Origin of the sequence: Oceanobacillus limi, assembly GCF_900111445.1 — a bacterium.
GTDB lineage: Bacteria > Bacillota > Bacilli > Bacillales > Amphibacillaceae > Ornithinibacillus > Ornithinibacillus limi.
The window spans coordinates 142,601-157,788 of the sequence record NZ_FOHE01000002.1; the positions used below are offsets into that span (position 1 = coordinate 142,601).

Below are 15,188 nucleotides of genomic sequence, written 5' to 3' on the forward strand. Positions count from 1 at the left end.
TGAGCTAAACTCAAGTGTGAAGGAGCTTTTTTTGTTTAAGAAATATATTTTGCAGTTATTTCGTGTTAGATGTATTATACGACATAAATTTAGGTTTCACCTAATGGAAATATTGTTAGATAGCCGCTACGCCAGAACGCTTCGCTTTCCGCGGGCACGGCCTCTGCCTCCTCACGGACAAACCACCGTTGCGGGGTCTTCGGACACGTGCTGTTCCCGCAGGAGTCTACGCATTCTGCCTCCGCTTATGAAGTTCTTTATATCAAATATTTAATTAGAGAAAAGTGCTATTTAAAAACTGAATGCAATAACTAGCGTAGGAAACACATGAAGACTCCAGCGGGAGAAATGGCATCGGTGAGACCCCACAGTGCATCAGCACGAGGAGGCTCACCAGCCGCCCGCGGAAAGCGAAATGTGTTTCCGAAGCGGTGTAATAGCATCAATACCATTGCAATTTACGTCGCATTATATACAAAATGTGCAGTAATTAAAACGATCACTAATAACCTTCATATCATTTGCCATTCATACTCGTACTTTAAGTATCATGCGATCATTTTACTGAATAGATACGGTCTTTTTTGAAAAAATAATAACAGCCTTTATGGGCTAGTATTTCACTAATAAAAAGGAGAATTAATGTGACGGATCATAACCAAAATTATAATCATAAACCAAAGCCAGATGACCGTAGTGATAACGTAGAAAAATTACAAGACATGGTACAAGACACGATTCAAAATATCGAAGCAGCACATGAAACGATGCAATTTGCTTCTGGTGAAGAAAAAGAGCAAATCAAAGCGAAAAATAAACGACGTGAAGAAGCAATAGAAGGTATGCGAGCTGAGATTAAGGACGAGTATCACAACAAACATCCTGAAGCATAATAAAATAAAGATAAACCTCTATAAAGTAGGGGTTTATCTTGTTTTATAAAAAGCATGAGAATCCATCCTTCTTTACAAATTATGATAAAATTATTCCATAGATAGAAGAGGAGGATTTCTTTTGTTAAAAGTTGAAACACCGATTGAGGTTAGATATCAAGAAACGGATCAGATGGGCGTCGTATACCACGCAAATTATTTGATATGGTTTGAAATTGGACGAACTAAATTTATTGAAGAGCTTGGATTTAGCTACACTGAAATGGAAGAGAAGGAAATCGTGTCTCCGGTAGTCGATGCAAACCTTTCCTTTAAGCACCCAATACGGTATGGCGATAGACCGAAAATAGAAACTTGGTTGGAAGAATATGATGGAATACGTTCAGTTTACGGATATAAAATTGTTAATCAAGATGGAAAAACAGCAGTAACTGGTACTACAAAACACGTAATCGTTAAAAAGGATAGCTTTCGACCTTTATCATTAAGGAAAAAATTCCCAGACTGGCATGAAGCCTATAGCGCAGCTCTTGAAGGGGATCAATAATGGCATTTGGTTTAAAACGAGAGGAATTACATGGATGGAAAATCAAAGTGGATCGTGGCGAAATTGCTTTCTTAACACATTATTGGATAGATGAACGTTTCCCAGGTTGCAATACGGTAACAAAAGTGGGTTGTTGCGATATTGAAAAACTAGCTGCATGGGGAGAAAAATATAATCTCAAAAGAGAGTGGATACATATGGATCCTAATTATCCTCATTTTGATTTGTTTGGTGAGCGCCAAAAGAACATTCTATACTCCGAAAACCGCACGGACCACATTACACGATTTAAGCTATAATGAAGGACGTCAAATGACGTCCTTCGCGTTTTATTTTTTATTTTTCTCTGGGACTGGATCAAATCCTCCAGGGTGGAAGGGATGGCATTTACTAATCCGCTTCATTGTTAAGTACGAACCTTTTAAGGCACCAAATCGCTTTATGGCTTCTAATCCATATTCAGAACAAGTAGGTAAAAAACGACATGAAGGTGGCTTAAACGGGCTTATCGCTTTTCTATAAAACTTTATCATACTAATAACAATATACTTCACAAAAAAACTTCCTTTTATTTTATTTTGCCTTGTTTTTATTATATAGAAGAGGGTATACCGCACTTAAGACAACGAATAATCGTGTAGATTTTTACATCCATTTAATCTTAGGCTCGGTCTTATTCTTAATACGTTTAATGTTTTCCTTATGTCTATAAAATACAAAGATCGTTAATGCACTAGAAACGATTATTAAGCCAATATCCTGAAAAACAATGGATAAGATTACAGTAATTACTCCAGTTATCATGGATGATAACGAAACATATTTCGTTATGTATAATGATATTAAAAAGCTCGCAATCATAACGAAGAACAACAAGGGGTTTACTCCAAGGATTATCCCTCCAGAGGTCGCTACTGCTTTTCCACCTTTAAATTTGGCAAAAATTGGATAAGTATGTCCAATGACCGCAAATAGCCCTATAATCAATGGATAAACATCTGCTTGAAAAAATAATGGAACTAGTGTTGCTGCTGTTCCTTTTAATATATCAGCTAAAGTAACGATTATCCCTGCTTTTATACCAAGTACACGAAATGTGTTTGTAGCGCCAAGGTTACCACTTCCATGTTCACGGATATCTACTTTATAACCAACCTTCCCAACAATTAGCGCAGAAGGTATCGATCCTAATACGTATGCAATTAGAGCAAAAATAATATATTCCATTCTGTTACCTACTTTCTGTTGATCAATATATGTTCTTATTTCATTTTAACATGAAGTATTAGTAGAAGGTACTAATTATATCAATTTGAATGAATAACGATCAAGCGATATAATTATATCATAAATAGTGTTTATAATGGATGTTACTATATTAGGAGGTCTATAATATTGCAGAACCCATCTAATGACGAAATAAAAGAAATACTAGAAAAAGCAAATACAATAGCTGTTGTAGGATTGTCCAATAATCCTGATAGAACATCTTATCAAATCGCAAAGATTATGCAAGATGTGGGATATCGAATTATACCCGTGAATCCTACCGTTGATATGGTGTTAGGAGAAAAATCATATGATACACTATTGGATATAGAAGAAGAAATTGATATTATTAATGTGTTTCGCAGGCCAGAATACTTACCTGATATTGCAAGAGAAGCGATACAAACGAACTGTAAGGTGTTTTGGGCACAACAAGGAATTGTGAACGAGGAAGCATATCATATTTTAACGGAGAAACAAATTACAGTGATCATGGATATGTGTATAAAAGTTGCACATGCGGTATTACTGAATAAATAAGCCGTTAAGGGATGGCAATATTGTCATCCTTTTTCTACGGCGAAATGTAAATATAAGTCTTCTATTCCAGAATAAATTCATACCCCATAAGGAATTGACGAACAGCAAGTTTTCTAATGTTCTATACAATAGCATTTTAAATGTAGTATACTATAATACGTGCCACGGCTTGACATAACTAATATGAATGGTTTTAATTTTATAATATCAAACACTCGTTCTATTAAAAAATTTTGAAGGCAAAGTAATAAAGAGGGGAGTTGGGCTCAGATTGGATAATGAGTTACAATATTCAGATGATTCTATCCAGGTATTGGAAGGCCTTGATGCCGTTCGTAAAAGACCTGGAATGTATATAGGAAGTACTGACCATCGTGGGTTACACCATTTGGTATTCGAAATTGTAGATAATGCTGTTGATGAAGCACTTGCAGGATATGGCAATGCTATAAAGGTGACCATACATAAAGATAATAGTATCTCTGTTGAAGATAAAGGGCGAGGTATACCAACAGGAATGCATCGCACAGGTAAATCAACAATGGAGGTTATTTTTACTGTCCTACATGCTGGTGGTAAATTTGGACAAGGTGGTTACAAGACTAGTGGAGGACTACACGGTGTTGGTGCATCCGTTGTTAATGCTTTGTCCGAATGGATGGAAGTAACTACTTATCGTGACGGTTCAATTTATTATCAACGTTTTGAGAATGGTGGAAAACCAGTAGGAAACCTGGAAAAGAAAGGTACCACCAGAAAGACTGGAACGGTTATTCATTTCAAACCAGATGTGCAAATTTTCTCAACTACCGTATTTGATTTTGAAACATTGTCGGAAAGATTACGAGAAGCCGCATTTCTATTAAAAGGGCTTAAAATTGAATTAGTTGACCAACGCAAAGATGAAAAGGATGAATATGAATTTCCAGAAGGGTTAAAATCTTTTGCAACCTATCTTAATGAAGAGAAAGATACACTACATGATGTAATCTTTTTTGAAGGTGAACAACAAGAAATTGAAGTGGAGTTCGCATTCCAATTTAATGATGGCTATGCTGAAAGTATGCTATCGTTTGTTAACCATGTTCGCACGAAGGATGGAGGAACACATGAATCTGGTGCCAGAAGTGCAATCACAAGAATCTTTAACGATTATGCAAGAAGAACAGCGCTTTTAAAAGAAAAAGATAAAAACTTAGAAGGAACTGATATTCGTGAAGGTCTAACAGCCATTGTATCGGTACGAATACCAGAAGAAAAATTGCAGTTTGAAGGGCAAACCAAAGGGAAATTAGGAACATCAGAAGCACGATCAGCAGTAGATGCTGTCGTATCGGAAAAGCTTTCCTTCTTTTTGGAAGAGAACCCTGACATTGCTGGCTTATTAATCCGAAAAGCAATCAAAGCAAAGGAAGCTAGGGAAGCAGCTCGTAAAGCTAGAGAAGATGCTCGAACTGGGAAAAAGAAGAAACGCAAAGATACCATTCTAAGTGGAAAATTGACCCCTGCTCAATCGAAAAACCCGAATCGTAATGAATTATATTTGGTTGAGGGTGATTCTGCTGGAGGTTCTGCAAAGCAAGGAAGAGATCGCAAATTCCAAGCTGTCTTACCTTTACGCGGAAAAGTAATTAATACAGAAAAAGCAAAATTACAAGACGTATTTAAAAATGAAGAAATTTCAACAATTATTCATACGATTGGTGCTGGTGTTGGAGGAGACTTCGATTTAGACGATGTTCAGTATGATAAAATAATTATCATGACCGATGCAGACACAGACGGAGCCCATATCCAAGTATTGCTACTTACTTTCTTCTATCGCTATATGCGTAATTTAGTAGAAGCTGGAAAGATTTACATTGCACTTCCACCTTTATATAAAATTTCCAAAGGGAAAGGCAAAAAAGAGCAAATCGTTTACGCCTGGGATGAAGACGAAATGAAACAAGCTACGAAGAAATTTAAGAATGGATACGTAATTCAACGATACAAAGGACTAGGCGAAATGAACGCCGATCAATTATGGGAAACAACCATGAACCCAGAAACAAGAACGCTTATTCGTGTTACGATAGAAGACCTTGCAAGAGCTGAAAGACGAGTAACTACGTTAATGGGCGATAAAGTAGAGCCAAGAAGAAAATGGATTGAAGGTAATGTTGCGTTTGGCATGGAAGATGATCCGAATATATTAGATAACGAAAAAATCCATACGTAACTACTCTATCCAGAATTAATAATGAAATTACTAGGGGGGATTTGGTTTGTCACAACCAGAAACTTATTTAGATCTTCCTTTAGAAGAGGTTATTGGAGATCGCTTTGGAAGATATAGTAAATATATTATACAAGACCGTGCTCTACCAGATGCGCGCGATGGGTTAAAACCAGTACAGCGTAGAATCCTTTATGCGATGCACGAAGAACGCAATACACATGATAAAAATTTTCGAAAATCAGCTAAAACAGTAGGTACAGTAATTGGAAACTACCATCCACATGGTGATTCCTCGGTGTATGAGGCAATGGTTCGATTAAGTCAAGAATGGAAAATGAGAAATGTACTAATTGAAATGCATGGGAACAACGGGAGTATTGATGGAGATCCATCTGCAGCAATGCGTTATACGGAAGCAAGATTATCAAGCATCTCATCAGAACTGCTACGAGATATTCACAAAGACACTGTTGAATTCATTCCAAACTTTGATGATACAGACCATGAACCTGTTGTTTTACCAGCGAAATTTCCAAATTTATTGGTAAATGGATCAACAGGAATATCAGCAGGGTATGCTACGGATATCCCACCACATAACCTAAGTGAGGTTATTGATGCAGTCATTCAGAAAATTGATAACCCATCCATAACCGTAGAAGAATTAATGAATGTTATCAAAGGGCCTGATTTCCCTACAGGAGGGATTATTCAAGGTATAGACGGAATAAAGAAAGCTTATGAAACAGGCAAGGGGAAAGTAGTCCTACGCGGAAGAGCACGTGTAGAAGACGTTCGTGGCAACCGCCAGCAAATCGTGATTGACGAAATTCCATATGATGTGAATAAAGCCAACATGGTTAAGAAAATTGATGAACTACGTATAGATCGAAAAGTAGAAGGAATTGCTGAAGTTCGTGACGAGACAGACCGTACTGGTTTACGAATTGTTATCGAACTAAAAAAAGATGTGAACAGTGAAGGAGTTCTAAACTTCTTATATAAAAATACGGACTTACAAGTTACGTATCATTTTAATATGGTTGCTATACAGGACAAAACGCCGAAATTGCTTTCACTTACCAATATTTTAGATGCTTATATAAACCACCAAAAAGAGGTTGTCACAAGACAAACAAAGTTTGATCTTAAGCATGCACAAGATCGCGCACATATTGTAGAAGGTTTAATAAAGGCCATCTCCATTTTAGACGAGCTAATAGCTACTATCCGTGCTTCGAAAGATAAACAAGACGCTAAAAGACAAATTATTGAGAAGTACGCGTTTACGGATGCACAAGCAGAAGCAATCGTTATGCTACAACTTTACCGGTTAACGAATACAGATATTGCTTCTCTTGAGGAAGAAGCAGCAGATCTTCGAAAGAAAATTAGTGACTTAGAATCGATCCTAGCTAGTGAAAAGAAATTGCTCCAATCGATTAAAGCAGACTTGAAGCAGTTGAAGAAAACCTATGCAACCGAAAGGCGAACAACGATTCAAGAGAAGATAGAAGAACTAACAATTGATATAGAAGTTATGGTTGCAAGTGAAGATGTTCTTGTTTCAGCGACTAGAGATGGATATATAAAACGGACAAGCATTCGTTCCTATTCGGCCTCCAATGGAGAGGATTTTGCCATTAAGGATAATGATCATCTCGTCAGCTTAGTTGAGCTAAATACTACCGATAAACTGTTGATGTTTACCAATAAAGGGAAATATGTTTATATACCTGTCCATGAATTACCTGATATACGTTGGAAGGATATTGGTCATCATATATCTAATCTTGTTGCTATTGAAAAGGACGAATATATTGTACAATGTATCCCGGTAAGAGAATTTGAAGAAAATAACTATTTAATCTTCTTCACAAAGAATGGTATGGTTAAACGAAGTGAGTTAAAGCTATATGAGGCACAACGGTACTCGAAAGCCTTAATTGCTCTGAATCTAAAAAATGACGATGAAGTTGTTAGTGTATATCAGACGAAAGGTTATTCTGATGTGTTTATTGCATCAAATAAAGGGTATGGCTTATGGTATCATGAATCAGAAATAAATGTAGTAGGTCAACGTGCTGCAGGAGTTAAAGCAATTCAACTAAAAGAAGATGAGTATGTTGTTAACGGACAAGTATTTGATGATATGGCAGATCCATCCATTGTAGTTGTAACCCAAAGAGGCGCTTGTAAGCGAATGAAGCTAAGAGAATTTGAAAAATCAAGCAGAGCGAAGCGTGGATTAATTATGTTAAGAGAACTTAAAAATAAAGCGCATCGCGTACGCGGATTCTTTGTAACTTATGAGACAGATGTACTTTCCTTAAAAACAGCGGAAGGGGAAACTACCGAAGTACTTCCACTTGAACTTTCTACAAGTGACCGCTATAGCAACGGTTCATTCGTAATTGATACAGATACTCAAGGAGAAGTTATTGAAGTATGGAAACAAGCCACCTATCAAAATCCTTTTGAAGACTTAAGTGAATAAACTAGGGCAGGCAGTTGAATAAACTGCCTGTTTTTTGTTTTATAAATAATCAAAAAAACGACAGATTTAAGATTTACTTTAATTTATCAAACTAAAACTTTTTATATTCTGAAATATATGATAAGATGTTTTTGAATGATGAAGAGAGGAGGGTTCCGAACGAGCTTAAGAGATAAAATTATCCATGTTTCATTACATTTATTTGAAGAACATGGTTATCATGGTGTGACCGTCAAACAAATTGTAGAAACGGTTGGTACATCAAAAGGTGGATTTTACCATCACTTCACATCAAAGGATGAGTTATTATTTGTCATCCATGACACATTTATAACGTACGCGTTGGAAAAAGCAACCATCGCTAATGAAACCTATACCTCACCAACGTTAAGACTTCAAGCGATTATAAAAAGCTTCATCAAAGTTTTCGACCTTTACAAAGCTCACATCTCAGTATTCTATCAGGAAAGCAATTATTTAAAAGGAAATTATCAAGTATCAATTAAATGTAAGCGCAAACAATTTAAACAGATCATTCTTAATGTCATAGAAGAGGGACAGCATACTGGTGAATTCCGAGATAACATCTCAATTGAAATTTCTACAATGGCTATTTTAGGGATGGTAAATTGGACTTATAAATGGTACAAAAAAACAGGCGATAAATCGATTGACGAAATTGGAGATATTTTTGTTGACATTGTATTACGTGCCATCCTATCCAACGAATCTGTAAATAATAACGCGTACCAGAAATTTATTATTCAGTAGTAACATTTTCGTACAATGCATATATTATTTTGAATTGTATTGTTGTGATTTAAACAGACCAACCAGTCGGTCTAATCATACATATTAGGAGGTTCTTATGGATTTTGAATTAACGAAAGAACAATCAATGATAAGGAAAATGGTTCGTGATTTTGCTGAAGATGTAATTAAACCGAGGGCAGTTAAAATGGATAAAGAAGCAACATTTCCATTAGATATTTTTGAACAGATGGGGGAACTCGGATTACTTGGTATTCCTTTTCCCGAGTCATATGGGGGATCGGGCGGAGACACATTATCCTATGCAATTGCTGTAGAGGAGATTGGTCGTATCTGTGGTGGAACAGGATTGAGCTATGCAGCGGCCGTATCACTTGGTGCTAGTCCAATTTATTATTTTGGAACAGAGGAGCAGAAAAAAGAATTCTTAACTCCTTTAGCAGAAGGTAAAGCATTAGGTGCCTTTGGGTTAACTGAACCAAATGCAGGATCTGATGCTGGTGGGACAAAAACAACAGCAATCCTTGATGGTGATTCGTATATCATTAACGGGGAGAAATGTTTCATTACAAATGCTAGTTTTGCCAAGACAATCATTGTAACCGCTGTCACAGGAAAGGATGCCAAGGGAAAAAACATAATCTCTGCGATTATAGTACCTACGGAAACAGAAGGGGTAAAGATAACAAATAACTACGATAAAATGGGAGTTCGTGCCTCCGATACGGCTGAGGTTGTATTAGAAAATGTACGGGTTCCAAAAGAAAATCTACTGGGAGATCCTCAAAAAGGTTTTAAACAGTTTTTGTATACTTTAGATGGTGGTCGTATTTCAATAGCAGCTTTGGGCCTTGGGATTGCACAGGCTTCTTTAGAAAAGGCATTAGAATACGCCAAAGAAAGAAAGCAATTTGGAAAGTCTATCTCTGATTTCCAAGCAATTCAGTTCAAATTAGCAGATATCTCAATGGAAGTAGAGCTAGCACGAAACATGGTATATAAAGCAGCATGGTTAAAAGACCATGATAAACCTTTTACAAAGGAATCAGCTTACGCAAAATTATACGCTACAGAAACGGCCTTCCGTTCGGCTAATCAAGCCATACAGATACATGGTGGGTATGGCTATATGCGAGAATATGAAGTAGAAAGATATTTAAGAGATGCAAAGCTATTAGAAATAGGTGAGGGTACTTCCGAAATTCAGCGATTAGTTATCGCTAGACAACTAGGTTGCTAGTTAAATCATGTAAATAAACATCTTAAATATATAGGGGAGAGTTTATGATAAAAAAAGTTATAATTGCGAACCGTGGTGAAATAGCGGCACGCATTATTCGCACCTGTACCAAAATGGGAATCCAAACAGTAGCCGTGTACTCAGAAGCAGATCAAAAGGCTCCTTTTGTAGCTATGGCAGATGAAAGCTTTTTACTTGGCCCACCACGTGTCAATGAAAGTTATTTAAACATTGATAAAATCCTATCGATAGCGAAAGAATGTGGGGCAGATGCCGTTCACCCAGGCTATGGCTTTCTAAGTGAGAATGGTAGATTTGCAGAAAGATGTGAAGCGGAAGGACTTACATTTATTGGCCCATCCAGTCATGTTATGGATATGATGGGAAGTAAAATAGCTGCCAGAAATGCAATGGAAAAGGCAAATATCCCTATTGTTCCTGGTACAAATGAGGCAGTTGCATCCGCAGAAGCAGCAGTTCAAATTGCAAATGAAATAGGATATCCAATTATGCTAAAAGCCTCTGCGGGTGGTGGAGGAATTGGAATGCAAGTGGTTAATAACGATGAAGAATTAATCAAAGCCTTCGAAAGCAACACGAAGCGCGCACAAACCTTTTTCGGAGATGGTTCGATGTTTCTCGAAAAAAAAATAGAAGGTGCAAGACATATTGAAATACAGCTTATAGCAGACCATTTTGGTAACGTTTTTCATTTATTTGAAAGAGAATGCTCGATTCAACGTCGGAACCAAAAGGTATTGGAAGAAGCACCATCACCTTTTATATCAGAGGAAACACGAAAGAAAATGGGTGAAGCAGCAGTCAATGCAGCAAAAGCGTTAAAATATACAAATGCAGGAACAATTGAATTTTTAGTTGATGAGAATGAGAACTTTTACTTTCTTGAAATGAATACAAGAATTCAAGTAGAACATCCTGTAACGGAGGAAATTACTGGACTTGATATTGTGGAATTGCAATTAAATATCGCAAATAAAAAAGAATTAACAATAAATCAGGACACTTTATCCATAAACGGGCATGCCATTGAAGTGAGAATTTATGCAGAAGACCCGAAAACATTTTTTCCATCGCCTGGTCATATTTCAACATATGAAGAACCCAAAACAAATAAAGTCCGACTAGAAACAGCAGTTTCTAACAATTACGATGTTACTCCATTCTATGATCCAATGATCAGTAAATTAATTGTTTCGGGTGAAAATCGTCTGGAGGCAATCAATAACCTAAAGCAAGCTTTATTAAAGTTTAAAATCGAAGGAATTAAAACAAACATTCCAATGTTATTAAAAATAGTAGATAACGAAGAATTTATGAAAGGAAACACAACAACTAGCTTTGTTCAAGAGCACTATCTAACAGAACTACACACAAACTAAGGAGGAATTATATATGACAGAAGTAAAAGCAAATATGGCAGGTAATGTATGGAAGGTAGTAGTGAAACAAGGAGACTCTGTTGAAGCAGACCAAGACGTAGTCATCCTAGAATCTATGAAAATGGAAATTCCAATTGCAACGGAAGAAGCTGGTACCGTTAAGGAACTAAAAGTTGCTGAAGGAGATTTTGTTAACGAAGGAGATATTATCGCAATTATTGACTAGATTGTATTCCTGCATATAACTGCGGGCCGACATAAACTCGACGTCCTGTCGTATTGTCGGCACTAGTACATCCATATGTGTCTTAGAACATCACTTCAAACCTACGAAGTAAAACCAAGGAGGTTAAGTGGGGATCATCTACCCGTAAGTGTTCGGATACGTTCATCTAACAATCAGTGGGGTTGGCGATAACCCCGACTGATTATTAGATTCACTTTATTTGAAGGAGGTTATTATGGCTTTTGTTGAGATACGTCAAATTGAAGGCGACCATATTGCCGTCATAACATTAAATCGACCAGAAGCAGCAAATGCTCTGTCTAAATCATTATTAGATCAACTCAATACCATCATAAATAAAATTAATACAGATAATTCAATATACTGCGCAATAATTACTGGTGCCGGTGAAAAGGCGTTTTGTGCTGGAGCAGATCTAAAAGAACGACGAGGCATGTCAGATGATGAAGTAATCGAAGCGGTGCAATATATTGGCAAGACAATAGCAGCAATCGAAAACATGCGAATCCCTGTGATTGCAGCAATGAATGGGGTTGCTTTTGGTGGAGGATTAGAATTAGCTCTTGCTTGTGATATTCGCGTTGCCGATCACACAGCTAAAATGGGATTAACTGAAACATCACTGGCGATCATTCCTGGTGCTGGAGGGACTCAAAGACTCCCTAGATTAATTGGTCTAGGGCAGGCCAAACGTCTAATCTACTTAGCCCAACCAATCCAAGCTCAACACGCTTATGAAATTGGTTTAGTCGAAGAGCTAGCAGTTCAACAAAATGCATACGCCGTTGCATTAGAAATAGCAAAAAACATCTCAAAGAACGGTCCAATCGCACTCAAACAAGCAAAAGCTGCTATCGATAAAGGAATACAAGCAGATATAACAACAGGGTTAGCTATTGAACATCTTTGTTATAAAGAAACCATTCCTACGAGCGATCGTTTAGAGGGATTAGAAGCCTTTAAGGAAAAAAGGAAGCCAGTATATCAAGGTAAATAACAGGAGGATCGTGTATGTCGTATGTAGATGAATTAAGAAGTAGAGTAAATGAAATAAAAAAAGGTGGACATGAAAAATATCATCAAAAAAATGAGGAAAAAGGGAAACTATTTGTTCGTAAACGCTTGGAATTACTTTTTGATCAGGACATTGATGTGGAGGATGCCTTTTTCGCGAATTGTACCGATTCATCCCTACCATCTGATGGAGTAGTGACTGGGATTGGAAAAATAAATGGACAAAATGTATGTGTCATGGCAAATGATTCAACGGTAAAAGCTGGTTCTTGGGGAAAAAGAACCGTTGAAAAGATAATACGGATTCAAGAAACAGCGGAAAAACTGGAAATACCTATGCTCTATTTAGTAGATTCAGCGGGGGCTCGCATTACGGACCAAATTGAAATGTTCCCTGGACGCAGAGGTGCTGGAAGGATATTCCACAACCAAATTAAATTGTCAGGTAGAGTTCCACAAGTATGTTTATTATTTGGTCCATCTGCAGCAGGAGGAGCTTATATACCGGCTTTTTGCGATATCGTAATCATGGTAGATGGAAATGCTTCCATGTATTTAGGATCTCCAAGAATGGCAGAAAAGGTAATTGGAGAGAAAGTATCATTAGAAGAAATGGGTGGCGCTAATATGCATTGCTCTGTTTCTGGCTGTGGTGATGTATTAGCCAAAACAGAGGAAGAGGCAATTCAATTTGGTCGTAATTACCTTTCTTATTTTCCAGCTAATTTTCGCAATAAACCAAAGGTGATCAATCCAAAGGAGGTTAAGTCCTTTGAAAAAAACATCACTGACCTAATACCAGAGAATCAAAATGCTCCATTCAACATGCACGACTTTATCAATCGCATTATTGATGAAGACAGTTTTTGTGAAATTAAGAAAAAGTTTGCACCCGAGTTAATCACAGGATTAGCAAGATTAAACGGGAAATCAATTGGAATAATAGCTAACCAACCACGAATGAAGGGAGGCGTATTATTCCCTGATTCTGCAGATAAAGCTGCAAAATTCATCCAACTTTGTGATGCGTTTAATATTCCATTGTTATTCTTAATGGATGTACCAGGTTTCATGATAGGAACAAAAGTAGAAAGGGCTGGGATCATACGTCATGGTGCAAAAATGCTAGCGGCGATGAGCGAAGCAACCGTCCCTAAGATATCTGTTGTTGTTCGCAAGGCATACGGTGCTGGATTATATGCAATGGCCGGTCCGGCATTTGAACCAGACTGTTGTTTAGCGTTACCAACAGCTCAAATTGCCGTCATGGGACCCGAAGCAGCAGTCAATGCAGTTTATGCGAATAAAATTGCTGAACTACCAGAAGAGGAGCGCCCAGCATTTATTCAACAAAAGCAAGAAGAATATAAAAATGACATAGATATCTACCGCTTAGCTAGTGAAATGATTATCGACGCTGTTGTTGAACCAGATAAACTGCGTGATGAACTCACGAAACGTTACCAGGTCTACGAGTCAAAAAACAGTACGTTTACTGAACGCAAGCACGGGGTATATCCTGTTTAATACGTACAAACCACAAAAAGAGTAAAAGTCTGTAATGCAATGGCTTTTACTCTTTTTTGTTGTCTTTTTATAAGTGAGGATTATTATAAGATTATTGAGTGAATAGTAGAAGGATTATGCGACGTAACTAAAAAATATATTAAAACATGAAGCTGATGGTGGATTATTTACTCCGCCAATGGGAGAAACAAGGATTCATCTAACAATATTGGGTCCAATTAGCGGAACTACAATCCTCTTTAATGATAAGGCTTACTAATTCCTTTATATATTGGCTCAAGCAATCCGAGGAAAGTGAAGTATTCTTCATAGCGGTTTTATCCGCTAATAGGTAAAGTAGTAGCAATCTCTAAAAAAGTTACGTCAAATTACATGCAAGTAGCATCAAATACTACAGATAGAGAACAGATGATTTACAATAATTTTATTATGTAAACTAAAAGCGCGAAGCATATTAATTCAAATGTTCCTGTAAAAGTGATAATCTATTTTTAATTACCTGTAACAGAGAAAGAGGGGGAACTTCAGCATGGAGGATCGAGTGTTTCGTGATGCAATGGGCAAGTTCGCAACAGGGATTACGGTGATTGCATTAGAAGATAGAGAAGAAATTAAAGCAATGACCGTTAATGCTTTCATGTCAATTTCATTAGAACCTAAATTAATTGCTATTTCCATTGCGAAAAAAGCAAGTATGCATGATAAATTTAAGATAACTAAAAAGTTCGGGATTAGCATTTTATCGGATAGTCAGAAAGAATTATCTATGGTTTTCGCAAAGCAGGTTCCGAAAGATAGAGAAATTACATTTAATATGTTAGATAATGCTCCAGTTCTTGACGAGTCATTAGTGACACTTTCTTGTCAAGTTAGTAACACGATTGATTCTGGTGATCACACAATTGTAGTTGCAGAAGTGTCATCACTAAATGTTGACGCAGGTGATCCACTTGTTTTCTATCAAGGAAAATATCGTGAAATAAAGTAAACCTTTAGTAAATAGGTTTTTTCATCATTCCCAT

The 15,188-nt window shown here is 37.0% G+C and carries 15 protein-coding genes; 13 read left to right on the forward strand and 2 right to left on the reverse strand.

Annotation, left to right across the window (positions count from 1 at the left end; all coding sequences use genetic code 11):
• Positions 1-644: 644 nt before the first annotated feature.
• The 3 genes from tlp (at position 645) to BMX40_RS03035 (ending at position 1,739) form a co-directional block, all read left to right on the forward strand.
• On the forward strand, positions 645-893 hold the full coding sequence (gene tlp, locus BMX40_RS03025; protein ID WP_090866703.1) for a small acid-soluble spore protein Tlp: 249 nt from the start codon (positions 645-647) through the stop codon (positions 891-893).
• A 121-nt stretch (positions 894-1,014) separates the two neighbouring features.
• Entirely contained in the window at positions 1,015-1,440 is a 426-nt protein-coding gene (locus BMX40_RS03030) for an acyl-CoA thioesterase (RefSeq protein ID WP_090866705.1), read from the forward strand.
• Entirely contained in the window at positions 1,440-1,739 is a 300-nt protein-coding gene (locus tag BMX40_RS03035; protein ID WP_090866707.1) for a hypothetical protein, read from the forward strand. The genes BMX40_RS03030 and BMX40_RS03035 overlap by 1 nt, the downstream gene beginning before the upstream one ends.
• A 30-nt stretch (positions 1,740-1,769) precedes the next feature.
• On the opposite strand, the gene yidD is transcribed toward BMX40_RS03035, so the two are convergent.
• Entirely contained in the window at positions 1,770-1,994 is a 225-nt protein-coding gene (yidD, locus tag BMX40_RS03040) for a membrane protein insertion efficiency factor YidD (protein ID WP_090866710.1), read from the reverse strand.
• Positions 1,995-2,085: 91 nt separating this feature from the next.
• A complete protein-coding gene (gene plsY / locus BMX40_RS03045) occupies positions 2,086-2,667 on the reverse strand; it encodes a glycerol-3-phosphate 1-O-acyltransferase PlsY (RefSeq protein WP_090866712.1) in 582 nt (193 codons plus the stop codon).
• A 168-nt stretch (positions 2,668-2,835) separates the two neighbouring features.
• On the opposite strand from plsY, the gene BMX40_RS03050 reads away from it, so the two are divergent.
• The 10 genes from BMX40_RS03050 (at position 2,836) to BMX40_RS03095 (ending at position 15,154) form a co-directional block, all read left to right on the forward strand.
• Positions 2,836-3,249, forward strand: coding sequence for a CoA-binding protein (locus tag BMX40_RS03050; RefSeq protein ID WP_090866714.1), 414 nt, complete (start codon positions 2,836-2,838; stop codon positions 3,247-3,249).
• A gap of 271 nt (positions 3,250-3,520) precedes the next feature.
• Positions 3,521-5,470 (forward strand): DNA topoisomerase IV subunit B, encoded by a 1,950-nt coding sequence (gene parE, locus BMX40_RS03055; protein WP_090866716.1) that lies wholly within the window; start codon positions 3,521-3,523, stop codon positions 5,468-5,470.
• Positions 5,471-5,516: 46 nt separating this feature from the next.
• Positions 5,517-7,967, forward strand: a complete 2,451-nt coding sequence (parC, locus tag BMX40_RS03060; RefSeq protein ID WP_090866717.1) for a DNA topoisomerase IV subunit A — start codon at positions 5,517-5,519, stop codon at positions 7,965-7,967.
• A gap of 135 nt (positions 7,968-8,102) precedes the next feature.
• Positions 8,103-8,738: a TetR/AcrR family transcriptional regulator gene (locus tag BMX40_RS03065; RefSeq protein ID WP_090866721.1), complete on the forward strand. Its 636-nt coding sequence runs from the start codon at positions 8,103-8,105 to the stop codon at positions 8,736-8,738.
• Positions 8,739-8,835: 97 nt separating this feature from the next.
• Positions 8,836-9,978 carry an acyl-CoA dehydrogenase family protein gene (locus tag BMX40_RS03070; protein ID WP_090866723.1) on the forward strand — a complete coding sequence of 381 codons (1,143 nt, stop codon included), beginning with the start codon at positions 8,836-8,838 and terminating at the stop codon, positions 9,976-9,978.
• Positions 9,979-10,022: 44 nt separating this feature from the next.
• Positions 10,023-11,378: an acetyl-CoA carboxylase biotin carboxylase subunit gene (locus BMX40_RS03075; RefSeq protein ID WP_090866725.1), complete on the forward strand. Its 1,356-nt coding sequence runs from the start codon at positions 10,023-10,025 to the stop codon at positions 11,376-11,378.
• Between the two features lie 13 nt (positions 11,379-11,391).
• On the forward strand, positions 11,392-11,604 hold the full coding sequence (locus tag BMX40_RS03080) for an acetyl-CoA carboxylase biotin carboxyl carrier protein subunit (RefSeq protein WP_090866727.1): 213 nt from the start codon (positions 11,392-11,394) through the stop codon (positions 11,602-11,604).
• Between the two features lie 235 nt (positions 11,605-11,839).
• Complete coding sequence (locus BMX40_RS03085; protein WP_090866729.1) at positions 11,840-12,622, forward strand: enoyl-CoA hydratase; 783 nt, start codon at positions 11,840-11,842, stop codon at positions 12,620-12,622.
• Positions 12,623-12,636: 14 nt separating this feature from the next.
• Positions 12,637-14,166 carry an acyl-CoA carboxylase subunit beta gene (locus tag BMX40_RS03090; protein ID WP_090866731.1) on the forward strand — a complete coding sequence of 510 codons (1,530 nt, stop codon included), beginning with the start codon at positions 12,637-12,639 and terminating at the stop codon, positions 14,164-14,166.
• Positions 14,167-14,695: 529 nt separating this feature from the next.
• Complete coding sequence (locus BMX40_RS03095) at positions 14,696-15,154, forward strand: flavin reductase family protein (RefSeq protein WP_090866733.1); 459 nt, start codon at positions 14,696-14,698, stop codon at positions 15,152-15,154.
• The last annotated feature ends 34 nt before the right edge of the window (positions 15,155-15,188 follow it).